The sequence below is a fragment of the Shewanella sp. 4_MG-2023 genome (genome assembly GCF_030548015.1).
Lineage (GTDB): Bacteria > Pseudomonadota > Gammaproteobacteria > Enterobacterales > Shewanellaceae > Shewanella.
On the sequence record NZ_JAUORL010000012.1, the window covers coordinates 93,125 to 119,646 of the forward strand.

Annotated in this window: 15 protein-coding genes; 7 read left to right on the forward strand and 8 right to left on the reverse strand. The window is 43.3% G+C overall.

Translation table 11 applies throughout. The features are described from left to right. Positions 1-12 precede the first annotated feature (12 nt). The 6 genes from priA to Q4546_RS08905 all read left to right on the forward strand — a co-directional run bounded on the left by priA (position 13) and on the right by Q4546_RS08905 (position 7,320). Positions 13-2,208 (forward strand): primosomal protein N', encoded by a 2,196-nt coding sequence (gene priA / locus Q4546_RS08880; RefSeq protein ID WP_303446119.1) that lies wholly within the window; start codon positions 13-15, stop codon positions 2,206-2,208. A gap of 154 nt (positions 2,209-2,362) precedes the next feature. Beyond that, positions 2,363-4,108: an arginine--tRNA ligase gene (gene argS / locus Q4546_RS08885; protein WP_303446120.1), complete on the forward strand. Its 1,746-nt coding sequence runs from the start codon at positions 2,363-2,365 to the stop codon at positions 4,106-4,108. Continuing rightward, entirely contained in the window at positions 4,109-4,693 is a 585-nt protein-coding gene (locus tag Q4546_RS08890) for an SPOR domain-containing protein (RefSeq protein WP_303446121.1), read from the forward strand. It abuts the gene before it with no gap. A gap of 175 nt (positions 4,694-4,868) precedes the next feature. Further along, complete coding sequence (hslV, locus tag Q4546_RS08895) at positions 4,869-5,393, forward strand: ATP-dependent protease subunit HslV (RefSeq protein WP_076538501.1); 525 nt, start codon at positions 4,869-4,871, stop codon at positions 5,391-5,393. 22 nt (positions 5,394-5,415) lie between these two features. Continuing rightward, complete coding sequence (gene hslU, locus Q4546_RS08900) at positions 5,416-6,741, forward strand: ATP-dependent protease ATPase subunit HslU (protein WP_303446122.1); 1,326 nt, start codon at positions 5,416-5,418, stop codon at positions 6,739-6,741. Positions 6,742-6,927: 186 nt separating this feature from the next. Further along, positions 6,928-7,320, forward strand: a complete 393-nt coding sequence (locus Q4546_RS08905; protein WP_303446137.1) for a gamma-butyrobetaine hydroxylase-like domain-containing protein — start codon at positions 6,928-6,930, stop codon at positions 7,318-7,320. 151 nt (positions 7,321-7,471) lie between these two features. Here Q4546_RS08905 and acnB read toward each other — a convergent pair whose 3' ends face one another. Continuing rightward, a complete protein-coding gene (acnB, locus tag Q4546_RS08910) occupies positions 7,472-10,069 on the reverse strand; it encodes a bifunctional aconitate hydratase 2/2-methylisocitrate dehydratase (RefSeq protein ID WP_303446123.1) in 2,598 nt (865 codons plus the stop codon). 436 nt (positions 10,070-10,505) lie between these two features. On the opposite strand from acnB, the gene hxpB reads away from it, so the two are divergent. After that, positions 10,506-11,168, forward strand: a complete 663-nt coding sequence (gene hxpB, locus Q4546_RS08915; RefSeq protein ID WP_303446124.1) for a hexitol phosphatase HxpB — start codon at positions 10,506-10,508, stop codon at positions 11,166-11,168. An 82-nt stretch (positions 11,169-11,250) separates the two neighbouring features. On the opposite strand, the gene Q4546_RS08920 is transcribed toward hxpB, so the two are convergent. The 7 genes from Q4546_RS08920 to ampE form a co-directional block, all read right to left on the reverse strand. Further along, a complete protein-coding gene (locus Q4546_RS08920; protein WP_102440027.1) occupies positions 11,251-13,464 on the reverse strand; it encodes a patatin-like phospholipase family protein in 2,214 nt (737 codons plus the stop codon). Positions 13,465-13,571: 107 nt separating this feature from the next. Continuing rightward, positions 13,572-18,014, reverse strand: coding sequence for an EAL domain-containing protein (locus Q4546_RS08925; protein WP_303446125.1), 4,443 nt, complete (start codon positions 18,012-18,014; stop codon positions 13,572-13,574). A 194-nt stretch (positions 18,015-18,208) separates the two neighbouring features. Further along, on the reverse strand, positions 18,209-19,639 hold the full coding sequence (lpdA, locus tag Q4546_RS08930) for a dihydrolipoyl dehydrogenase (RefSeq protein ID WP_303446126.1): 1,431 nt from the start codon (positions 19,637-19,639) through the stop codon (positions 18,209-18,211). 158 nt (positions 19,640-19,797) lie between these two features. Further along, complete coding sequence (gene aceF / locus Q4546_RS08935) at positions 19,798-21,780, reverse strand: dihydrolipoyllysine-residue acetyltransferase (RefSeq protein WP_303446127.1); 1,983 nt, start codon at positions 21,778-21,780, stop codon at positions 19,798-19,800. 11 nt (positions 21,781-21,791) lie between these two features. Next, complete coding sequence (gene aceE, locus Q4546_RS08940; RefSeq protein WP_102440031.1) at positions 21,792-24,455, reverse strand: pyruvate dehydrogenase (acetyl-transferring), homodimeric type; 2,664 nt, start codon at positions 24,453-24,455, stop codon at positions 21,792-21,794. Positions 24,456-24,531: 76 nt separating this feature from the next. After that, the gene (gene pdhR / locus Q4546_RS08945; RefSeq protein ID WP_076538482.1) at positions 24,532-25,284 is read right to left on the reverse strand and encodes a pyruvate dehydrogenase complex transcriptional repressor PdhR; all 753 of its coding nucleotides are present in this window, start codon (positions 25,282-25,284) and stop codon (positions 24,532-24,534) included. A gap of 360 nt (positions 25,285-25,644) precedes the next feature. Beyond that, positions 25,645-26,496, reverse strand: coding sequence for a beta-lactamase regulator AmpE (gene ampE / locus Q4546_RS08950; protein WP_102440032.1), 852 nt, complete (start codon positions 26,494-26,496; stop codon positions 25,645-25,647). Positions 26,497-26,522 lie beyond the last annotated feature (26 nt).

Here is a 26,522-nt window from a genome sequence, read left to right on the forward strand (position 1 = left end):
TGATGATGACTTATGCCTGTGTTTGTTGAGGTTGCATTGCCCGTTCCCATGCGGCAAACCTTTAGTTACCAAATCCCTGAAGCCAACGTAGCACAAATAAAGCTTGGACTGCGGGTAAAAGTGCCTTTTGGTCGACAGCAACTAATTGGGCTTATTACTGCCATTAAAGATGACTGCGACGTGCCAGCAAACAAGATTAAAGCTATCACTGAACTGCTGGATGATAAACCGTTACTGCCTGAAAGTTTGTACAAATTAACACTTTGGGCGGCAAGATATTACTTTGCCAGCCAAGGGCAAATGCTCAGCCAAGCCTTACCGGTTGCCCTGCGTAAAGGGTCAAGTGCTCAACCGCAGACTGTGACTGTATTTGCGTTAAACGAGCAAGGCAAGCAAGTCGATATCAGCGTGCTCAAAAGAGCGCCAGCACAAAAGAAATTATTCGAATTACTGCAGCAGTCGGCCATCAGCCAAGATGAATTTACCACCCAAGAGCTCAGTAAAGTGGCCTTAAAAGCCCTTGAAGATAAAGGCTGGGTTGAGCGCCAACACATCACCAATGCCGCCGACTTAAGCTGGCGTCAACAATTGGTCATGACAGAAACCCCACTTAAACTTAATAAACAGCAAGCAGTGGCAGTATCTATCCTTAATCAGCAGCAAGGGTTTCATTGCAGTTTATTAGAGGGCATTACTGGATCTGGTAAAACCGAAGTCTATTTGTCAGTATTAGAAACTATCCTAAAGCAAGGTAAACAAGCGCTGATTTTGGTGCCTGAAATAGGCTTAACACCGCAAACCATTAACCGCTTTAAGCGCCGATTTGATGTCAATATTGCCGTTATTCACTCCGCATTAACTGACAACCAGCGTTTAGAGGCTTGGCGTCAGGCCCGTAGCGGTGAAGCCGCGATTATTATCGGCACTCGCTCGGCATTATTTACCCCAATGGCATATCCGGGGCTTATCATTCTTGATGAAGAACATGACAGCAGCTTTAAGCAGCAAGAAGGGGTGCGTTATCACGCCCGCGATTTAGCTGTTATGCGCGGCCACTTAGAAGATATTCAAGTGATTTTAGGTTCGGCAACGCCATCGCTAGAATCGCTACAGAATGCCATTTCAGGCCGTTATGCCCACTTAGAACTCGGCGAACGCGCAGGTGCAGCCCAAAAAGTGAAGCAAGGAATTATCGATATTCGCTCCCATCCGCTTAAGGCCGGCATGAGCGCCTCAATGATCAATGAAATGCGTATGCACCTAGATGCGGGCAACCAAGTATTACTATTTCTAAACCGCCGTGGCTTTTCGCCAGCCCTACTTTGTCATGAGTGCGGACATTTGCATGAATGCGATCGCTGCGATGCCTTTTTTACTGTTCATCAAGGTTTAAATGAAATCTGCTGTCACCATTGTGGCAATCAATATGCTATTCCTCATCAATGCCATGAGTGCGGCAGCACCATGTTAATGGGCCATGGCACCGGCACAGAGCAATTGGCACAAGCCTTAGAACAAGAGTTTCCCCAATATCCGGTAGTGAGGATCGATCGTGACACCACCCGCAGAAAAGGCTCATTAGAAAAACAGCTCAACGGCATTTTAAAAGGTGAATATAAAATTTTAGTGGGCACCCAAATGCTAGCTAAAGGGCATCATTTTCCAGATGTGACTTTAGTGGGATTAATGGATGTCGATGGCGCTTTATTCAGCGCTGACTTTCGAGCGCCAGAGCGCTTTGCGCAGCTTTATACCCAGGTTTCAGGCCGCGCCGGCCGTGCTGATAAGCCCGGTAAAGTATTACTACAAACCCATCAAAGTGATAACCCCATATTAAGGGATTTACTGCAGCACGGTTATGGTAAGTTTGCCCGCGGGCAATTACTTGAGCGCCAACAAGCCCTGCTACCACCCGCTTGGCACATGGTGCTGCTTAGAGCCGATGCCCATTTAGCAGAAGATGCCGATAGCTTTCTCAATCAGGTGGCCAGCTTATTACCCCAAGATAAAGAGTTTGAAATCATTGGCCCAATGCCTGCGCCACTGGATCGTAAAGCGGGCAAATACCGCCGTCAGTTATTATTTCAAGCTAAAAATAGACAACGATTACAACAGGTTTTTGAGCAAGTACTGCCAACCATTGAAGCATTGCCTGAAAGTAAAAAATGCCGCTGGAGCATTGACCGCGACCCGCAAGATTTAATGTAATCAGCTTGTCTGATCCAACAATTAAATTCGCGTTGCTGAATTTTTTAAAAAATCTCGAATAAAAACACTATCGAGATAGCATTCGAGTATCAAAAGCGGCTAAAATAGTCGGTTACTCCTGTCTTTTACTTTAAGTTAGTGCTGATAAACGCCCATGAAATCACATATTGCATCTTTACTAGAACAAACCGTCGACTCTTTTAAGCAACAAGGCATTGTCCCAGCTGATTTTCAGGCTCGCATTCAAGTTGAGCGCACTAAAGATAAAACTCATGGTGATTTAGCCACTAACTTAGCGATGATGCTAACCAAAGTTGCTAAAAAGAACCCGCGCGATATCGCTCAGCTAATCATCGACAACCTACCGGCATCTAGCCATGTGGCTAAAGTTGAAATTGCAGGCCCTGGTTTCATCAACTTCTTTATTGATGAAAATGCCTTAGCGAATCAACTGCAAGATGCATTAAACAGTGAGCATTTAGGGATCACCTTACCTGAATCACAAACCATTGTAGTTGATTACTCATCACCAAACCTTGCCAAAGAAATGCACGTAGGTCATCTACGTTCAACCATTATTGGTGACAGTGTAGTACGCGCACTAGAATTTTTAGGCCATAAGGTCATTCGTCAAAACCATGTGGGTGACTGGGGCACTCAGTTCGGCATGTTACTGGCATATATGGAAGAGCTTCGCGCAGCTCATGGCGAACAAGCTGATCTTGAGCTATCTGATTTAGAAACCTTCTACCGTGAAGCAAAAGTACGTTTTGATGAATCAAGCGACTTTGCTACCCGCGCCCGTAACTTAGTCGTATCACTGCAATCAGGTGATGAATACTGCAACAAACTATGGCGTGAATTTAATGATATTTCGTTAGCCCATTGTCATGACGTATATAAACGCCTTGGGGTGACCTTAACCCGTGAAGATGTTCATGGCGAAAGCGCTTACAACGATGACCTAGCACAAGTAGTTAAAGACTTAGATGCCAAAGGGTTACTAAGTGAAAGTAATGGCGCTAAAGTGGTATTCCAAGAAGAGTTTCGCACCAAAGAAGGCGAGCCTCTGCCGGTTATTATTCAAAAAGCAGATGGCGGCTACTTATATGCTACTTCTGATTTAGCCGCAATGCGTTATCGCTCAAATGTACTAAAAGCCGATCGCGCCCTGTACTTTGTCGACTTGCGCCAAGCACTGCATTTCCAACAAGTATTCAAACTGGCTAATACTGCCGGTTTCGTCCGTGAAGGTTTATCGCTAGAGCACACAGGTTTCGGCACCATGAATGGCCCTGATGGTCGTCCATTTAAAACCCGTAGTGGTGGCGTCGTTAAGTTAGTGGATTTACTCGATGAAGCAAACACTCGCGCCGTTGAATTAGTGCGTAGCAAAAACCCTGATATGGACGAAGAGACACTCCTTGAAGTGGCTCGCGTTGTAGGAATAAGCTCGGTTAAATATGCTGACCTTTCAAAAAACCGCGCCAGCGATTATATCTTTAGCTTTGAGCAAATGCTCAGCTTTGAAGGTAATACCGCTCCGTACCTACTTTATGCTTACACCCGTGTTGCAGGCATCTTTAAACGTGCAGCAGATGTTGACTTAAGTCAGGCTAAAATCGTGCTTGAACACGATAAAGAAAAGCAACTCGGCACTAAGCTTGCTCAGTTTGGCGAAGTATTAACTCGCATGACAGAAAAAGGCTTGCCACATGTTATGTGTGCCTATGTTTATGAGCTAGCCAGTGAATTCTCAAGTTTTTATGAAGCTTGCCCTGTGCTTGCCGCTGAAACTGAAGCGCAAAAACAAAGCCGTTTATTATTGGCGCAGTTAACTTCAAAAACCTTAAAAACCGGTTTGTCGCTGTTAGGCATCGAAACCTTAGAGCGTATGTAAATGAGCCGAGATTACGCTAATAAAAAGCCTAGTCCCAAAAAACGTTCGGCATCTAAAAAGAGAGGCGCAGCTCAGCAAAAGCGCTCTATTCCTTATTTGCCGACCTTGGTGGTCATTTTACTGTTAGGCGGTTTTGGTTATTTCTTGTGGTTTATCAGTGGTAGTTCTGATGATGCTACGCCTGAGTCAGCACCAGCAAGCCAAGTGGTTGAAAAGCCAATGCCAAAACCTGCGAAAAAAGACCCTAATGCCCTGCCGCCAAAGCCAACGGAGCAGTGGACTTATTTGGAAGAGCTAGAAAATAAAAGTATTGATATTGAAGTGCCAGAAGGTGCGATGAAGTCTCAAGGCCCTTACCAAATGCAATGCGCCTCATTTAGAAAGCTTGCTCAGGCTGAAGAAATGAAAGCCGTGATTGCCTTTCAAGGTCTAGAAGCCCAAGTGAGAGCGACCCAAGGCACGACTGGCGTGTGGCATAAAGTGATCTTAGGGCCATTTGAGTCAAAACGTGCCGCAGAGCGTGCCAGACATAAATTGCAGCGTGCTAGCATTAATGGCTGCCAAATTTGGCTATGGGAATACTAAACTTAGCGAAGTGAGAGTTCAGCCTCAGTAGCCAAGAACTTATAAACAACTCAAAAAAGACGCTAACATTGTTAGCGTCTTTTTTATTCCCTTGAATTTCTATTAACCACCCCCATATCTAGTTTATCAACCAGCAGCAGACTATTTTACGCTGCAGTCGTTAAGAGGATTTACCGTGACTACTATCGTTTCCGTTCGCCGCAATAATCAAGTTGTCATCGCAGGTGATGGCCAAGTATCCCTTGGCAATACCGTCATGAAAGGCAATGCACGTAAGGTGCGTCGCTTATACCAAAATAAAGTTATCGCAGGTTTTGCTGGCGGCACAGCCGATGCATTTACTCTTTTTGAGCGTTTTGAAACCAAGCTCGAAATGCATCAAGGCCATTTATTAAAATCAGCCGTTGAACTCGCCAAAGATTGGCGCACCGACAAAATGCTCCGCAACCTTGAAGCCATGCTTATTGTCGCCGACACCAAAGAATCATTAATCATTACCGGTAACGGCGATGTGGTTCAGCCTGAGCATGACCTAATTGCAATTGGTTCTGGTGGCAACTATGCCCACGCTTCTGCGCTAGCCTTATTACAAAATACCGATTTAAGTGCCCGTGACATTGCAGAAAAATCATTAACGATTGCCGGTGATATATGTGTATTCACCAACCAACATAAAACCGTTGAGCAAATCGACTACTAAATTAGCACGTAAGGAATTATCTATGTCTGAAATGACCCCACGCGAGATTGTCCATGAGCTAGACTCGCACATCATTGGTCAAAAAAATGCTAAACGTTCTGTAGCCGTTGCGCTTCGTAACCGTTGGAGACGCATGCAACTTGAAGCCTCATTTCGCCAAGAAGTGACGCCAAAGAATATTTTAATGATTGGCCCAACCGGTGTCGGTAAAACTGAAATTGCCCGCCGCTTAGCAAAACTAGCTAATGCGCCTTTCATTAAAGTAGAAGCCACTAAATTCACTGAAGTGGGTTATGTCGGTAAAGAAGTTGAGCAAATCATCCGTGATTTAACTGACTCAGCCGTGAAAATGACCCGCGAACAGCAAATGAAAAAAGGCCGTCATCGCGCTGAAGAGCTTGCAGAAGAGCGCATCCTTGATGCCCTATTGCCTAAGCCAAAAGAAGACTGGGATACTGAAAAGAAAGATGATTCAAATACCCGTCAAATCTTCCGTAAGAAATTACGTGAAGGCCAGCTAGACGATAAAGAAATTGATATCGACTTAGCCGCGCCGCAAGTGGGTGTTGAGATCATGTCACCTCCAGGCATGGAAGAGATGACTAATCAGCTTCAAAGTATGTTCCAAAACATGGGGCAAACTAAAGAAAACCGTAAAAAGGTTAAAATTAAAGAAGCCTTCAAGCTGCTTATCGAAGAAGAAGCTGCAAAACTTGTCAATCAAGAAGACATGAAAGAGCAAGCTATCGACTTGGTAGAGCAAAACGGTATCGTATTTTTAGATGAAATCGACAAGATTTGTAAGCGCGGCGAAAGCTCAGGCCCTGACGTATCACGTGAAGGGGTTCAACGTGACTTACTGCCATTAATCGAAGGTTGTACTGTGACCACTAAACACGGCATGGTCAAAACCGACCACATCTTGTTTATCGCCTCAGGTGCATTCCAGATGTCTAAGCCATCGGATTTAATCCCTGAGCTTCAAGGTCGTTTACCAATCCGTGTTGAGCTAAGTGCACTCACCGCTGATGACTTTAAACGTATTCTAACTGAGCCACATGCATCATTAACCGAGCAATATGTGGCGTTAATGGGGACTGAAGGCGTTAAAGTTGAATTTAGTGAATGTGGTATTGAACGCATTGCTAAAGCGGCTTGGCAAGTGAACGAGACCACTGAAAACATCGGTGCTCGTCGCCTGCATACTGTGATGGAAAAGCTGATGGAAGAGATTTCATATGACGCTTCTGAAAAATCAGGTAGCTCATTCATGATTGATGCTGAATATGTCAATGATCACCTAGACGCCTTAGTGGAAGATGAAGACTTAAGTCGCTTCATTCTTTAAGCGCTGCTTGAATTTACTTTTGCAGTAAGCTAAAGCGTTCTGTGATCTAAAACTAATTTAGCATCGACAGGATTAGCAAAATAAAGGTGATTAGTGCCACAATGGCCTATCACCTTTTTTATTGTCTATCATTGCCAGCAAGCGAACTTAACTGTTGCTGACAGCATCTTAAAAGAGAGCTATTTCATGAGCCAGCAAGACAAAAGCCCAGTTGTTACTAATCTAAAGTTAAAGCGTAAATCTAAACTGCTTGAAGTGAGCTTTGAAAGCGGTGAAGTATTCAATATCAGTTGTGAAATGTTACGGGTTCACTCCCCTTCTGCTGAAGTGCAGCGCCATGGTAACCCTATTCTTGTGACTCATAAGAAAGCCGTCAATATCACTGGCATTGAACCAGTAGGCAATTACGCGGTAAAGATCACTTTTGATGATGGCCATGATACCGGCTTGTTTTCGTGGAAGATTTTATTTGAACTGGGTAATCAACAAGTGGAAATCTGGGAACGGTATTTAGCACGACTTCGTGCCGAAAAAGGTTCACGTGAACCCTTGATTGATATGAATATCAAATACTCTTAGTTTGGTATTTCCAAACTTGGTTTGGGCATTTTTAGTCATCAAAAAGTAATGGCTATCCGCTCAAAATCCCAATTCCAAGACACAAAAATGCCAGCTTAATCGCTGGCATTTTTCAGTTGACGCTTTTAAACGTCAGTCATCTTTTTAAAGATTAAAGCGCAGTTTGGAAAATCACGCTGTCAGCTTTCTTAGTGTAAGAATCAATTTGATCAAAGTTCAAGTAACGGTAAGTATCAGACGCTGTAGCATCTAATTCTTTGGCGTAGTCTTGGTACTCTCCAGGTGACGGTAGACGGCCTAATAATGCCGCTACTGCTGCTAACTCAGCTGATGCTAAGTACACATTTGCACCTGTACCTAAACGGTTAGGGAAGTTACGTGTTGAAGTTGAAACAACGGTCGCACCTTCAGCAACACGTGCCTGGTTACCCATACACAGTGAACAACCTGGGATTTCAATACGCGCACCAACACGGCCAAAGATCGCGTAGTAACCTTCTTCAGTTAACTGGTCTTTATCCATCTTAGTTGGCGGTGCAATCCATAAGCGAGTCGGCAAGGTCGTGGCAAACTTCTCTAGCATTTTACCGGTTGCGCGGAAATGACCAATGTTAGTCATACAAGAACCAACAAACACTTCGTCAATTTTTGTTTCTGCAACTGATGATAGTAATACCGCATCATCTGGATCGTTTGGCGCACAAAGAATTGGCTCTTTGATATCGTTCAAATCGATTTCAATAATTTCAGCATATTCAGCATCTGCATCTGCTTCCATTAGCTCTGGGTTTGCTAACCACTCTTGCATCGCTGTAATACGACGCTCGATGGTACGGCGGTCACCATAACCTTCAGAAATCATCCACTTCAACATCACGATGTTAGAGTTTAGGTATTCAATGATTGGCTCTTTATCTAGCTTAATCGTACAACCTGCAGCACTTCGTTCTGCTGATGCATCAGATAATTCGAATGCTTGTTCAACTTTAAGTTGCTCAAGACCTTCAATTTCTAATACGCGGCCAGAGAAAGCGTTAATTTTGCCTTTCTTCTCTACCGTTAACAGACCCATTTCAATGGCTTTAAGCGGGATAGAATGAACTAGGTCACGTAAGGTGATACCTGGTTGCATTTCACCTTTAAAGCGCACCAAAATTGATTCAGGCATATCAAGAGGCATAACACCTGTTGCAGCAGCAAATGCTACTAGGCCAGAACCGGCTGGGAATGAAATACCGATTGGGAAACGGGTATGTGAATCACCACCAGTACCAACGGTATCAGGTAGTAACATTCGGTTTAACCAAGAGTGAATAACCCCGTCACCTGGACGCAGTGCAACACCGCCACGATTCATGATGAAATCAGGTAAGGTGTGGTGAGTGTTCACATCGATAGGTTTAGGATAAGCCGCAGTGTGGCAGAAAGACTGCATGGTTAAATCGGCGCTAAAGCCCAAACATGCTAAATCTTTCAGTTCGTCACGGGTCATTGGGCCTGTGGTGTCTTGTGAACCAACTGAAGTCATTTTAGGTTCGCAGTATTGACCTGGGCGAATACCTTTAACACCACATGCTTTACCAACCATTTTTTGTGCCAGCGTAAAGCCTTTATTGGTTGCAACCACATCTTGTGGGCGAACAAACACTTCAGAAGCCGCAAGGCCTAATGTTTCACGGGCACGGTCAGTTAACCCGCGGCCAATGATCAATGGAATACGGCCACCAGCACGTACTTCATCAAGCAGTACCTCGGTTTTTAGCTCGAACGTAGAGATAACTTCATCGCTACCGTTACGCTTAACGACGCCTTCGTATGGATAGATGTCGATAACATCGCCCATGTTCATCTTGTCTACGTTAAGCTCGATTGGTAGCGCGCCTGCATCTTCCATGGTGTTGAAAAAGATAGGGGCAATTTTACCACCTAAGCAGAAACCACCTGCACGCTTGTTTGGCGCATAAGGGATATCATCGCCCATGAACCATAGTACTGAGTTAGTCGCTGATTTACGTGAAGAGCCGGTACCAACAACATCACCCACATAAACAAGCGGGTAACCTTTGCCTTTAAGGGCTTCGATTTCTTTAACTGGACCAACAGCGCCAGCAACATCAGGTACAATACCGTCACGGGCATTTTTCAGCATCGCTAAAGCATGTAATGGGATGTCTGGACGAGACCATGCATCAGGAGCCGGAGACAAGTCATCTGTGTTTGTCTCGCCTGATACTTTAAATACGGTCAAGGTGATCTTTTCAGCTAATTTAGGACGGTTTAAGAACCATTCTGCTTCGGCCCAAGACTCAACAACTTGCTTAGCAAAAGCATTACCTTTTTGCATTTTTTCTACCACGTCGTGGTAGGCATCAAACATCAACAAGGTGTTTGATAACGCAGTAACCGCGATTGGCGCAAGTGCATCATTATCTAATTGAGCGATAAGCGGTTCAATGTTGTAACCGCCCTGCATGGTACCTAATAGCTCGGTAGCACGCTCAGCTGAAAGGATGGGTGACGATACAGTGCCTTGAGCCACTGCATCTAAGAATGCTGCTTTTACGTAGGCAGCTTCATCAACACCTGGGGGAATACGATTCTCTAATAAGTCAAGAATCACGGCCTCTTCACCAGCAGGCGGCGTCTCAACTAACTTCACTAATTCAGCCACTTGTTGTGCATCTAATGGCTTAGGGACAACACCCTCTGCAGCACGTTCTGCGACGTGTTTACGATATGCTTCTAGCACGGCAACATTCCTCTTTGTTATTGCGCCTAACAGCGAAACTGAACGTCATTCAATATAGAGAATGACCATTCCACAGGTTCGGGCTTGAAATCCGACCCGTAGTATACTACAGGTTTGCAAAAGTATGAATTAGATCACACTCTATCGGAGGCGAAATCTATCTGAATTTTGAGTTCGATGGCTAATTTACAGCTCACTTTAAACAAATAAAATTAGACGATAGTTTAAAACATTATAAAAAATGATTTAATTCAATATATTAAATAATACATACAATTTAAACTTAACCGAGTCTACTTCAGCAAATTGTCGCTATTTTTTTGCAATTATTTTGACTGTTAGGCATAGTTATTTGGCTAATATTAATCACTTGCACCCACCAACATACTTATTCAACCTTATCGCTTAGATATTCAAAACAGTAAACAGGACTATTATGACATTGATAAAAATTAACGCGGTTATTTTTGATATGGATGGGGTCATTATTGATACCGAGCCCGCTTGGCAACGAGTCGAGGTGGCAGTATTAAGTCAATTGGGTGTGCCTATCACTCTTGCTGATGCCGAAAAAACCACCGGCATGAGAATTGATCTTCTGGTCCACTATTGGTATCAAAAATACCCTTGGCCTGAGTATGATAATCAAGCGGTTTCCCAACAAATTATTGATGGGGTTATTCACTTTATTGAAACTGAAGGCAAGCCGATGCAGGGGGTAGTGGCAGCATTACAAGCTTGTCAGCAGCAAGGGCTAAAAATTGGCTTAGCTACCTCATCGTCCAGTGACTTAATTGCTGCAGTAATGAATAAACTGGCTATTAGGGATTATTTTGAGGCCATAGCCTCTGCCGAAAAGCTGCAATATGGCAAACCCCACCCTGAGGTTTATTTAAATTGTGCCACGGCCTTAGGCGTTGAGCCCGCAACGTGCTTAGCTATTGAAGACTCATTTAATGGCCTGATCGCAGCAAGAGCGGCAAGCATGCAAACGGTGGCAATCCCTGCGACTGAATTCGCCGGTCAGTCTCGCTGGCAAGTGGCTCACCACCAGCTAGCACATTTAGGTCAGCTTAAATCATTGATTGAAAATATCTAGTAGTAGTGTCTTGCTAACATCTGCCATAAAAAAAGCTGCCTTATCTAAAGATACGGCAGCTTTTTATATTCAAACTGAACAATTAAAAGTTTTTACCTAAAAATAAGTAAAACGATTGCTCGCCAGTATCTGTCAAACCAAAGCCAAGTGCGGCAGGACCCCAGCTGGTATCAGTGCCTAAATATAAGCTACCTGCATAGATAAGGTCATCAAAGTCCACTGCATCACGATTAGTCCACACATTACCCGCTTCAAAGCTAGTACCTATGTATAACGGCACATCACTGAGTAACACATCTCGGCCTAAATCATATTGATAAATCAAGGCGCCAAAGGCTTTATGGGCACCTGCCAATGCGCCTTTATGAAAACCTGACAGATTTAAAAAGCCACCGAGCTCTGCAACATGTAAAGTAAAATCACGGTCCACATCAACGGTGGCTAAAGCGACTTTACCTACAATGGCATGGTTACCTAGCTTAAGCGCCCCTTTCCAATCCGCTTCAAACTGCCAAGATAGTTCATCAGAGTCATTAATAACCGCGCCTTTATAATCTTCATTTCTTACCGAGGCCGTAAACGTTAACCGCTGCCCTTCTGTAGGGAAACTAATGCTATTTAAGGTGTCAAAACTAAAGGAAAAATAGCCGCCATAAGAGCCATATTCAAGATCTTGGGCAGAAACGGCTTTATTACTTAAATCACCAATTTCACCCACTGCGCCAATCTCAATTAATCCAGCGTGGGAATAGTTATAACCCACTCCAAATGCCAATTGATTTAGGGTGTTTTTAAGCTCAAAGACTCGGTTGTTATCATCATAATAATCCCAGTTTTTGATCTCAAATTCGTATTTAGAACGAATGTAGAAGTCTTGGTCTCTGTCTAATGGCTGATAAAATTCTGAGCTAACTCGCTTGTCGTAACCTAACTGAACTTCATTGCGCCACTCACCGCCATTATCAGTCAGCTCACCCATGGTATAAGCCAGACTAAGGGTAATGGCTGAATCTAAGGTAAAGTCATCTTCCCAGTTAAAACCGGCGTCAAAATAATTTGGTCCCCAGGATTTGGCATGGGTGGTCACTGTTAATATGCGTCCAGCTTCTGTGTCTTCAAACTCGGCATCAACACGCTGAAACTTATTAAGGGAATAAAGCCGTTTTATGCCCTCATCTAAAGCTTCTTTGGTGATCACTGTGCCTTTTTTAAGAGCTAACTCTTCATCTAACAGGCTTTCACTCACTCTAGATTGATTATCAAATACAATCTTAATCACTGGGCGGTTAACTTGATTAACTAGTAGTAATTTGGCGCGTTGTTTATTGTCTTGATAGGCCTGATATTCTTCAGCGCTGACACTTAAATGTGTCAACATTGGCAGCGCTGCTTCGCCCGCCACTGTGCCGGCAGCTAATGCGTCAGGCATGATATCAAAGTCAGTGGTGCTCATGTCATCAATCGCAGGACGGATCAGCACATCATCATCGGTTAATAATGTTTTTTGATGCTCTGTGGTGGCTTTGGTCAAAATGGTTGAAAGCTGCTCCAACACCGCAATCGTGCCATTAAGTTGCTCTTTGCTGGCCAATGGTGAGCCAATATCAATGGCAATGACCACATCTGCGCCCATGGCTTTAATGACATCGACAGGCATGTTATTTGAGATGCCACCATCAACCAGTAGCTTGCCGTCTATTTCAGCCGGTTGTAATGCCCCGGGTACCGTTGCAGAGGCTTGCATGGCTTTAACGATACTGCCTTGAGCTAATACCACTGCATGACTAGTAACTAGATCAGTTGCCACAGCGCGATAAGGAATAGCTAGATCATCAAAATCGCCAAATTGCTCTACCACATCAGTTGATGAACGTAATAGTTGCGACATGGTTTGGCCAAGTAATAAGCCACTGGGGACGGCTAAGCCGCCATCTTTATAACCTACGTTAATGGGGATATTAAATTTGTCGCGGTGTTGTTTATCGCGGTAAGTAAGTACTTCTCGAGGAATGGTATCTGAGTAGCCATCAGCCCAAGGGGAGTTAAGCATAATGTGTTCGATTTCTGCGGCGCTATAACCTAAGGCATACATGCCGCCGACGTAGGAGCCGATACTGGTACCAGTAATATAATCAACCGGAATGCGATGCTGCTCTAACACCTTAAGCACCCCAATATGCGCCGCGCCTTTTGCGCCGCCACCACTTAATACTAATCCCACTGACTGGCGTTCTTTAGCCATTAAGTTGTGTGAAAATAAACTGAGTAGTAACAGCAGTGCAATCTTACGGCCCATATAAAGCATCCTATCTTTAATCATGATCTACCGCGTCATTCTAACAGAGAAAACTCACATGAATAAAACCTTTATAACTTACTGTTAACCATGCGAACTTCGCTTTATTACAGCTTTTTCCCAATCCCGATAAACTTATCCAGCTCAGCCTTTGGCATAGGTTTGGCAAAGAAATACCCTTGGATGATATAACAACCTCGGCTAAAAACTTGCTCCATTTGTGCGTGAGACTCTATCCCTTCTGCGACCACCTGTAATTTTAGGTTTCTTGCCAGTTCAATAATACTGCTCACAATGGCTTGATCAGCTTCATTAGTAGCAATATCAATTAAGAAGGAGCGATCGATTTTTAAGGTATTCACCTCAAAGCTTCTTAAATACGCCAGTGATGAATAACCGGTGCCAAAATCATCGATGGCCACCTCAATACCAAGCTGCTTAAGCTGGGTTAAATGCGATCTTGCCACCTGCAGCTCTTTCATCAACACCCCTTCGGTAATTTCCATAGCAAGGCACTTTGCCGGCATACCAGTATCGGCTAAGGTCGCTTTTAAATTCTCAATAAAATCAACTTGTCTAAACTGCACTGCAGACACATTGACTGACAGCTGAAAAGGCTGGTCGTAAAGGGCATGCCATCTTGCACCATCGATACAGGCTTGGCGCAGCACCCAGCGATCTATATCAATAATTAATCCACAAGATTCAGCCACCTTGATAAAGATATCTGGCCGAATAAAGCCCTCGATAGGGTGACGCCAGCGGAGCAGCGCTTCCATCCCTACAAATTTATCACCTTGGAGTATGTCTACCTGAGGTTGGTAATAAAGCTCAAAGTCGTTATTTTCGATGGCGCTACGTAAGTCAGCTTCAATTTTCAAATGATATTGCGCTTCAGCATTGCGCTCAGCAGAGTAATATTGAAAGTTACCTCGGCCTTCTTCTTTGGCGTGATACATGGCTAAATCAGCATTTTTAATTAAGGTTTCAGAATCTTGGCTATCTTCAGGCCACATGCTGATACCAATACTGGTTGAAACAAAAAACTCACGGCCAAATAATTTAAACGGCGTAGCAAACCTTTGTAAAATTTGCTCAGCAATCAAATTTATCTGATCAATAGAATCAGCATTTCGAACCAATATGACAAACTCATCACCACCAAAACGGCAAACCAGATGATCATCACCAACACTATTTTTTAAGCGTTTAGCCGCTTCAACGAGTAAAGCATCCCCCATGCTATGACCATAAGAGTCATTGACGTGCTTAAAGCGATCTAAATCCAAAAACAATAATGCTAACTTTTCATTAGTGTGGCTAGCTTGCTCAATAATCTGTTGTAACTGACGAGTAAACATCGCTCGATTAGCAAGGCCTGTAAGCACGTCATTATTGGCTAAGTGCCGTAAATTAGACTCGTATTGTTTTCGCTGGGTAATATCTGAAAACACCACCACATAGTGCTGTGAGATATCGCGCTTATCAGACATTTTAGAGATATTAGCCCAAACAGGAAAATGTTCATTATTCCCCCGTTTAAAGCTTAACTCGCCATTCCATGAGCGGCTATTTTGCAATAAATCATCGATATTTTTGGAGCCATGATCCACATACAATAATGACTCAAACCCCCTTCCATCAAGTGCTTCATGCTTGCTGGTAAAGATAGTTGCAGCTGCGGTATTTAGTAATTTCACCCGCTTGCGACTATCAAGAATTAACATGCCTTCTGAGGTGTTTTCAAATGCCTTGGCAAACAAATCAATTTCATTTTGAAGCTCACGTTGCTCAGACACCTCAGTATAAATACCGGCAACTTGCTCTAATTGCCCTGTAGTCTGATTGCGGGTAACTGCGCGGCCTCTGATGCGCAGCCAACCAATAGCCTCTTCACCACGGTGATACCTAAATTCTACATCAATGGTTTCTTTATCGCCCTTTAACAAAGCTCGCCATTGCTGCTGGAGGTTATCTTTATCGGCGGCAACAATCGGTATATCAGGCACGAGATAAGATAACTTTCTTCTCTCACCCAACAGACCCGATTTATTATCAAATTGGATTTGGTTAGTGCTAGCTTGCCACTCCCATAAATCTGAATCGCTACCGCGCAGTGATTGACGTAATTTGTCTTCACTTTCCCTTAATGCCTGATTAATACCAATAACACGGTTTATTTGTTTTTTACGAAGCCATAAAGAGGTAAATACCCCAAAAAGAATGGCAAAAAGCACTAAGGCTTTAAACCACTGTGACGCCCACCAAAATTGCTCAACCTTAAAACTAAATTGAAACGGACTGCTTGCCCACACCCCATGCTGTTTATGCAATAGCTCTAGGGTATATTTACCCGCTTTTAAGTCAGCAATATTAATCTGAGTTTGGCCTTGCAGATAAATATACTGGCTATCTAAGCTATTATGCTCATGAAGCAAACGGTACTTTAAGCTGATTGGCGTTTCATTCACGTAGTCGAAAGTGGTTATTTGAAAACTGATTAAGTTAGCCCCAGGGCGCACTAAGTTAAAGGATTCAGGTATCAAGTGATACTCTGTATTGTCCTCATAGTAAATCGCAATGGACTCAAGGGCGATATCATCATTACTTACTCGAGGTGCAAGCTTATCAATATCAACTAACATCGCCCCATTAGGGCCGCCAATATATAAGCCTGCATTAGGGTCATAATAAGCTGCTGACTCATTAAACTCATTACCAATAAATCCATCGCTAGTAAAAAATACATCAATGGCTTTTGTCTGTTTATTTTGTCTAATGACCGAAGAGCTGCAGCCAACCAAATGATCTTTTTCAGTTTGCTCGATAAAGTAAATCGTCGGGCAATCAACATGCCAATAGTCACTCATGGATGAAATCTCATGGGTTTGGGTGTCAAAAACAATGACCCCATTTTGGCGAGTCCCTAACCACAGGGTTGTATTATCAACTTGGTGGATATTAGTAATCATAATATCCTTGTGGTTAATGCCTAACGCTGCGTTTAATGAAGTGACATTATTATTGCTATCTATATAGCCAAATAGACCTGCGCCACCGATCCACAGACGATCATGATTTTCACGGAAAAAACTTCGAATGTTCACTGAGTGGGATAGAAGAATATGCTCTGTCGGTGACACAGTGACGATATTGTCTAACCCTGGCTGCCAATAATAAACATCATTATCTGCTCCCCACCAAACCCTGCCGCTAAACAGTGGGTCTGCATAGGAGTTAAATAACAATTTACCTTTTAGCGAGTCACTTGATGCAGCAAAATGGCTAAAATCAACTTGCTGATCAGTTTGTTTATTAATGACAAACAGTCCACTGGTTGTTGTTACCACAATATGCTGATTATCAAGCTCATTAACGCCGTAAATTGAATCTCTCGCTTCAAAGCCTGCAGGGATAAGATATTTTGAAGTCTTGGTTGATTTATCAACAATGGTCAAGCCACCATCACCGCCGAGCCAAACTTTATCTTGCTCGGCATAAATACTCCAAATCATGTCATCTTCAATTTGATAAGTTGATGAACGAGTGAAACTTTCCAATAAAAATTCAGGAGCTATTGCCAGTAACGCTAAACCTTCGCCTGCGCCGCCAAGCCAAATTAAACCATCGTCATCAACAGCCATATCGTCGATATAATCAACGTCAGCATCATTTTTTAATTCCTCTTTATATGAAATTGCCTTCGATGATTGCTTATCCCATGAAAATAGCCCACTTCTGGTATAAAGCCACAAATGACCACGACTACCTTCAACCGCGCCACGAATATCAAAAGGAAGCGCAGTGGTAGCAGTCATCCGATAGCTTTGAAGGGTTAGCTCATATAAGCCTTTGTTACTTAAGATCCAAATACGCTGTTCAGCATCTACAAATAGCTTTTTAATCAACATATTATCTATAGGTCGCTTAACTTGTTTTATCAATTCGCCCCAGGCATTTTTTATCACAACTTCATAGGCGGATGAGTAAATATAGCGGCCATCACTTAGCTGATTAACACTATTCCATTGCAATGTCTTATCCAATTCTTGGGCTGTTAGCGCTGAGATTGACAATGAATTCACATCAAACTCAAGCACCTGACCTAAACGGGTAAGCAGAATTAAGTTACCATTATCTAGACGTGTTTCGTCAACAATAGAATCATCACTAGTTATGAGGCCGGCAATAATGTCATCTGAAAAACGATTGAGTTTAATATCGTAGAGGTAAAGCGATGTGCCAGAAGCGACTAGAAGGCGCTGAGAAGTCACCTTAGCGATAAGATGAATGTTTTCTGCAGCTAATGCATTATCACTATCAGGTTGATCAATGCGGCGGGTAACAGTATCGCTAACACGAAATACTCCCTGCTCAGTTGCCAGCCAGACATAGCCATAATCATCAAATGCAATGTCATTGATAGTGTAATTAACCAGGCCATCTTTGATATTAAATAAACGTTGGACAAGATCGTCAGCCACGCTTGGAAAGCTGCAACTAAGGGTAAGAACGACCAAGGTGAGAAACGATTTAATTCCTTTTATCATTATGACTGGGTTACTCTTTTATTGATTTTATTATGCTAAGCGCTTCTATGTGAACCTATATGGCTTTATGCCTGCAACAACAAAAACAATTAAATTTAATACAATATTTGAATATATCACCTAAAAGTAAATTTAGAGCAAAAAAAAGCACCTCGAAAGGTGCTTTGATACAAATTGCTACAAATAGCTACATGTTACTTTTTCTTTTTTGCCTTCGGGTTTGGCAAATCAGTAATTGAACCTTCATAAACTTCAGCCGCAAGACCTACAGATTCATGTAACGTTGGGTGAGCATGGATGGTTAAGGCTAAATCTTCAGCATCACAACCCATTTCAATTGCTAGGCCGATTTCGCCAAGTAATTCACCGCCATTAACACCAACGATAGCACCACCGATAACGCGATGAGTTTCTTTATCGAAGATGAGCTTGGTCATACCGTCACTTGCATCAGAAGCAATTGCGCGGCCACTTGCAGCCCATGGGAATGATGCAGTTTCATAGGCTACGCCCTGCTCTTTGGCTTCTTTCTCAGTAAGACCAACCCACGCGACTTCAGGGTCTGTGTATGCAATTGAAGGAATAACTTTAGGGTCAAAGAAGTGCTTAAGACCAGAAATAACTTCAGCAGCAACATGACCTTCATGCACACCTTTGTGCGCAAGCATTGGTTGGCCAACGATATCACCGATAGCGAAGATATTAGGTACGTTAGTACGCATTTGCTTATCAACATTGATAAAGCCACGCTCATCTACATTTACGCCAGCTTTTTCAGCGTCTAGGCCTTTTCCGTTTGGTGTACGACCAATAGCAACTAATACTGCGTCGTAACGAACTGGCTCAGATGGGGCTTTCTTACCTTCCATAGAAACATAAATGCCGTCTTCTTTCGCTTCAACTGCAGTTACTTTGGTTTCTAAGATTAAGTTAAACTTCTTCTTAATCTTTTTAGTATAAATTCGAACGATATCTTTATCAGCAGCAGGAATAACTTGGTCGAACATTTCAACTACGTCAATTTGGCTACCTAAAGACGAGTAAACCGTACCCATTTCTAGGCCGATAATACCGCCGCCCATCACTAATAACTTTTCAGGAACTTCTTTCAGTTCTAAAGCATCAGTTGAATCCCAAATACGTGGGTCTTCATGTGGGATAAATGGCAGTTTAATTGGACGAGAACCCGCTGCAATAATGGCATTATCAAAGTTAATCACTGTTACAGTGCCATCTTCAGCTGTCACTTCCATTGTATTTGGGCTAGTGAATTTACCTAAACCATTTACCACATCAACTTTACGCATTTTAGACATTCCGCCTAAACCGCCAGTCAGTTGACCTACTACTTTTTCTTTAAAGCCGCGTAACTTGTCTAAATCAATTTTAGGCTCACCAAAAACAACACCGTGATCGGCAACGGCTTTAGCTTCTTCAATGACTTTAGAGACGTGTAAAAGTGCTTTTGATGGGATACAACCCACGTTCAAACATACACCACCAAGGGTGCTAAAACGTTCTACAATCACAGTCTCTAGACCTAAATCTGCAGCGCGGAAAGCTGCTGAATAACCTGCTGGGCCGGCACCTAGTACTACTACCTGAGTTTTGATTTCGTTACTCATGTTTTCCTCTATTTTATCTATCGTTGGCGGAAAAACCGTCCAAACTGCAAAATGTGGTCAAATCTTGTAAGGTGGCCGCATTTTACCCTTTGTTTGATACTGATCACAATCCTAGTGATAAGAATAAAAAGGCCGCTCAATATGAGCAGCCTTTTTGTTTACAAAATTAGCGTACGAATATCGCTAAGAATGCTTGATAATGTCACGCTAAATCTGGCAGCCATTGCCCCATCAATCACACGGTGGTCGTATGATAACGATAGTGGCAACATCAACTTAGGTTCAAAATCAGTGCCATTCCACTTCGGCTTCATTTCTGATTTTGATACCCCAAGAATAGCCACATCAGGATAGTTAACGATTGGGGTAAATGCTGTACCACCAATGCCACCTAAACTAGAGATAGTAAAACAGCTACCTTGCATGTCTGCTGACTTCAGCTTGCCATCACGGGCACGAATTGAAATATCCGTTAACTCACGAGAAAGCTCTACAATGCCTTTCTTATCGACATCACGAACCACTGGCACCATTAATCCGTTTGGCGTATCAACCGCTACACCAATATGGAAATATTTCTTCTGGATTAACGACTCGCCATCAGGGCTTAAACTTGAGTTAAATACAGGGAATTCAGCCAGTGTTTTCGCCACGGCTTTCATCATAAATACTAACGGAGTAATTTTGTAATCCGCTTTCTTCTTAGCTGCAAGTGTATTTTGTTCTTTACGGAATGCTTCTAATTCAGTGATATCAGCTTCATCAAATTGAGTCACATGTGGAATCGTCACCCAGTTACGATGCAAGTTAGGCCCAGAGATTTTCTGGATACGGCTTAATGGCACTTCTTCCACTTCACCAAACTTACTGAAATCAACTTTAGGCGCTGCAATCACATTCAAACCACCCGCGCCACCAGCAACCGCTGTGGCAGCACTCGCTTTAGGTCGGCTAAGTTCATATTTAATGAAGGCTTGAACGTCTTCTTTCAGAATACGTCCTTTACGGCCAGAGCCTTTCACTTGGGTTAAATCAGCGCCAAATTCGCGCGCTAAGCGGCGAACTGCAGGTGATGCATGTACAGCACCGGTTTTAGGTTGGCTACCAGCACTTGGATGATGCGGCACAGGCGGCTTACTTGCTGGCGCAGCGGTAACTGGTGCTGGTGTTGCTGCAGTAACTGCAGGAGCACTAGCTGCCGGAGCGGCTTGCAATGGAGCTGCTGGTGCGGTTGATTGCGTCTCAACCGTAGCAATAATGCTACCTTGAGATACTTTATCGCCAACATTAACCGTTAAACCAACCAGTTTTCCGGCAAATGGCGCTGGTACTTCCATGGTGGCTTTATCGGTTTCTAAGGTAATTAAACCTGTATCCACGTCAAGCATATCGCCAACAGCAACTAGCACTTCAATCACATCTACATCAGAGGCATCACCAATATCTGGTACTGCAACTTCTTTAACTTCAACAACCGATGTTGCAGGAGCAGAGCTTGCTGCAGGCGCTGATACTGCTTCAGCAACAGGCGCACTAGCACTAGTGCCTACTTCAAGCATCAGCACTAAAGAGCCTTGTGAAACCTTGTCGCCAACGTTCACTTTAAGTTCTTTCACCACACCTGCGGTTGGCGCAGGCACTTCCATGGTTGCTTTATCAGTTTCTAAGGTAATAAGCCCTGTGTCAGCTTCAATGGTTTCACCCACACTCACTAACACTTCGATAATATCAACATTATCAGCATCACCAATATCAGGCACATGCACTTCAATAACTTCAGTGCCACCCGCAACGGTTGCTGGCGCTTCTGCTACTGGAGCCGCGGTTTGAGCAGCAGCGGCTTGAACAGGCGCCGCTACCGGTGCAGCCACTTCAGCTGCAGGCGCTGGCGCATCGCCAGCCGCTTCTACAGAAAGTACCGCAATTAGCGAGCCTTCAGAAACGCTATCGCCCACAGCCACTTTCAGTTCAACTAATTTCCCAGCAAAGGGTGCTGGAATATCCATAGTCGCTTTATCCGTTTCAACTGTGATGATTGATGCTTCTTTTTCAAGCACTTCACCAATCTCAGCACAGATCTCAATAACCTGCACAGCATCAGTATCAAGGTTAGGAACCAAAACTTCTTTTAATTCAGCCATTTTGTTTCTCCCTATGCGAACTGTGGATTGATCTTATCAACGTCGATACCGTATTCAGTGATAGCTTTCGTTAGCACTTCTACAGGTAACTCTTTACGGTCAACAAGGGCTTTTAATGACGCGATGACAATGAACTTAGCGTCAACTTCAAAATGGTGACGTAAGTTTTCACGGCTATCACTGCGGCCAAAGCCGTCAGTACCTAGTACTTTATAATCAGTTGGAATGTAAGCACGTAATTGCTCACCATAAATCTTCATGTAATCCGTTGCTACAATAGCTGGCGCATCACTTGATAACACTTCAGAAATATAAGGCACTTTAGGCGTTTCAGTTGGGTGCAGCATGTTGTAACGCTCTGCAGCCTGACCATCACGGGTTAGCTCATTGAAGCTAGTCACGCTGTAAACGTCAGCAGTAATACCGAAGTCTTTCGATAATGCCACAGCCGCTTTGCGTACTTGCTCTAAAATCGTGCCGCTACCCATTAACTGTACAGAGCCTTTACCTGAACCTTTAAGAGTTTCAAGCTTATAAATACCTTTAACGATACCTTCTTCGCTGCCTTCTGGCATCGCAAGCTGCTCATAGTTTTCGTTCATGGTAGTCAAGTAGTAGAACACGTCTTCTTGCTCGCCATACATGCGGCGAATACCGTCTTGTACAATCACTGCGATTTCATAACCATAAGTCGGGTCATAAGAAATACAGTTAGGAATCGTGTTAGCTAATACATGGCTATGACCATCTTGATGCTGCAAGCCTTCACCGTTTAGGGTTGTGCGACCTGAAGTACCACCGACCATAAAGCCGCGAGCACGCATATCACCTGCAGCCCATGCCATGTCACCAATACGTTGGAAACCAAACATTGAGTAGTAGATGTAGAACGGGATCATTGGGGTATCGTTAACTGAGTAACTGGTTGCCGCAGCAACCCAAGATGACATTGCACCTAACTCGTTAATCCCTTCTTGCAATACTTGACCGGTTTTATCTTCACGGTAGTAAGCAACTTGATCAGAATCTTGTGGCTCGTATTTTTGCCCTTCATGAGCGTAAATACCCACTTGACGGAATAAACCTTCCATACCAAAGGTACGCGCTTCATCAGGAATGATCGGTACGATTTGCTTGCCGATTTTCTTGTCTTTAAGCAATGCCGTTAAAATACGCACAAATGACATAGTGCTTGAGATTTCACGACCATTTGAGCCTTTAAGTACTGAATCAAAGATCTTTAATGGCGGCACTTCAATATCTTTAGAGAACTTTTCAAGACGCTTTGGCATAGCACCATGAAGGGCAGCACGGCGCTCTTTTAAGTATTTAACTTCTTCAGAATCAGCACCAGGATGATAGTAAGGAATATCTTCTAACTGATCATCGCTAATCGGGATATTAAAACGATCACGGAAGTATTTAAGCGATTCAATGCCCATTTTCTTCACGTTGTGGGCAATGTTTTTACCTTCGCCCGCATCGCCCATTCCGTAACCTTTAACTGTTTTAGCAAGGATTACTGTAGGACGGCCTTTAGTGTTTTTAGCATGTTGCAGCGCAGCATAAATCTTAACTGGATCATGGCCACCACGGTTTAAACGCCAAATGTCATCATCTGACATGTTAGCCACCATTTCAGCGGTTTCAGGGTATTTGCCAAAGAAATGCTCACGAGTGTACGCGCCACCTTTAGCTTTACAGTTCTGGTACTCACCATCTACGGTTTCTTCCATTAACTGTAATAACTTGCCGCTAGTATCACGTGCAAGTAATGGATCCCAGTAGCGACCCCAAATCACTTTAACAGCTTCCCATCCTGCGCCGCGGAACTCGCCTTCAAGCTCTTGGATAATCTTACCGTTACCACGTACAGGGCCATCAAGACGCTGTAAGTTACAGTTAACAATAAAACATAAATTATCTAATTCTTCACGAGCTGCAAGCCCGATTGCACCTAATGTTTCAGGCTCATCACACTCACCATCACCTAAGAAACAGTAAACCGTTTGCTCAGAGCAATCTTTAATACCACGGTCAGTCAAATACTTAAGGAAACGTGCTTGATAAATCGCTTGAATAGGACCTAAGCCCATAGATACTGTCGGGAACTGCCAGTAATCAGGCATTAACTTGGGATGCGGGTATGAAGACAAACCTTTACCATCAACTTCTTGACGGAAATTATTCATTTGGTCTTCAGTGATGCGGCCTTCAAGGAAAGAACGAGAATAAATACCAGGTGCAATATGCCCTTGATAATAAACTAAATCGCCGCCGTCTTTTTCATTTGGAGCGCGGAAGAAGTGGTTAAAACACACATCATAAATAGTCGCACTAGAAGCAAAACTTGAAATGTGACCACCTAGCTCTAAATCTTTCTTAGAACCACGTAATACCATTGCAAGTGCATTCCAACGAACGATAGCACGAATGCGGCGTTCCATTTCCTGATTACCAGGCATATGTGGCTCTTGGCCAGATGGAATCGTATTCAAATAAGCAGTGGTCGCTTTATATGGTAAATGTGTACCATTGCGGCGCGCTTTATCGATTAATTGTTCAAGTAGATAATGTGCACGTTCAGGGCCTTCTTGCTCTAATACGGCTTGCAGTGAATCTACCCATTCTTGAGTTTCTAATGGATCTAAGTCTTGTAGAATACCTTCAGACATGTCGCTGTCCTTTCTCTAGATACAGATAATTAATGTGTTTCGGTAAATTTATAATGCGTTTGATTATAAATCGGTATCAAACACCACTTTTTAAGCGGCGCAAGCTACGCTGTAACCGACTGTCTTCTTCCCTCACTGACAACATGACTTCCTCGATATAACTTAAATGTTCGTTCGAGGCTTCACGTGCCGCTTCAGGATCACGACGAATAATGGCAGCAAGCAGTGCTCGCCTATGTTCATTCGCCATGGTAGATGCTTCTTCGCGACGGCTTAAAAGCTCTAAATTTTGTGCCACGTTTTTGTGCAGCACAGGGGTTAAACTGAGTACAAGGTGTAACATCGCCACATTGTGTGACGCTTCGGCTACCGCACGGTAAAAACGCACAATGGCATCAGCCTGCGCTTCTACATCAACAGCCGCTTCAACTTCGTTAATTGAACGTTTAATGCTTTGCATATCGGCATCATTACCACGCAGCGCAGCAAAATAAGCCATCATGCCTTCTGTGGCATGACGAAACTCCAGTAAGTCGTACTGACTTTCTGAGTCGTTATGCATTAATTCAACTATAGGATCGGCAAGACTTTGCCAAAGTTGTTCTTTAACGTAGGTTCCGCCACCTTGGCGGCGCATTAGTAAGCCTTTGGCTTCTAACTTTTGAATCGCTTCACGTAATGAAGGGCGTGACACTTCAAATTGCAAAGCAAGCTCGCGCTCAGGCGGTAATTTTTGCCCAGGCTGTAAACTTCCTTCGAGGATCATGCGCTCTAATTGCTCCATGATCACATCTGAAATTTTAGGCTGAGTTATTTTGCTATAAGCCATTTGGGGCTCGGCTCCGTTGTCAATTGGTCTTACCAATTTATATGATATAGCGCACTTTATCAAATCAAACAATTGATGTCTAGTTAGACGAGCGTTGAATGGGTGTTAATTGAAGGTTTCAAACATCGCTACGCACTTTGAGCAAGAGCATAACGAAAAAAAACGTCTAAGAGGTTTGACCATCTCGGTGTTATCGCGCTAAAGCATTGATTGCCTTATTATCGCTATAACAAACTCATTTTAAGCTTAGATTGTAGCTATAAAAATCCGTTTTACACAGCACAATTTATAAAAACACTGTTTTAACTTATGATCATTATTTCGGCGGCTCAGGCCGCCCATCACCGCAATTAAAACTTATTAGCTAACCAAACCAAATATAGTCAGCACCGATAATACCGTAACCAGTAAAATAAAGTTTCTTTTGCTCAATGCAAGCAGTGCCAATGTGGGCTGTGCGCAAACAGGGGCATCGCTTTGCTCAGGCATCACTTCAGCGGCTAAAGCGGTATAGGTAACAATATTTTTGGCGCTATTATTAGGGTTAAAAACCTGCTTCCGCCACTGTGAAATACCTGCAGCAAAGTGACCACTTAATACAAACCCAAAGCTAAATACTCGGCTCGGTAACCAATCGAATAAAAATAATAATTGATCAATAAATGGCATATCCAATTGCTGCTGCTGATTGTATTGCTGATAAAAACGCACCGAACAATAAAGCACTGCGCCAACAGGGCCAAAACAAATCAGATATAATGCCACCGCGCCATAATAGCGATAATTAACCCAAGCCACGGTTTTACCAATCTGCTGACCTAAGTCTTTTTCATCAACCGCATCTAAACATTCACTGCAATCGAGCTTTTCTGCATGGTGATAACAGGCTTGAACATCGCCGCGACAAGCCGCCAGCATATATTTTTTAAATGCCGCCCGTAAACTTTGGTGGCTAAAGCACACAATCGAAACCAGCATCCAGATCAATAAGGTGATCACATCGAAAAAAACACCATCTAGTAACAGCAGCACCAAAAACAGTGTCATTGCTGGCAGTAGCACCACAAAGGCAACCCAGCCAGCAGAATCTAATGCTTTATCTTTCCAAAATAATTGCTGGTATTTAGAAAGTAAATCATCAAATTGCCAATGTGCGGGTAACAGCTTTAAGCGCTCAACCATAATTGCAATTAACAATGAAAATAGTGCCATGGGACCTCTGCAAACAATCTAAAAAA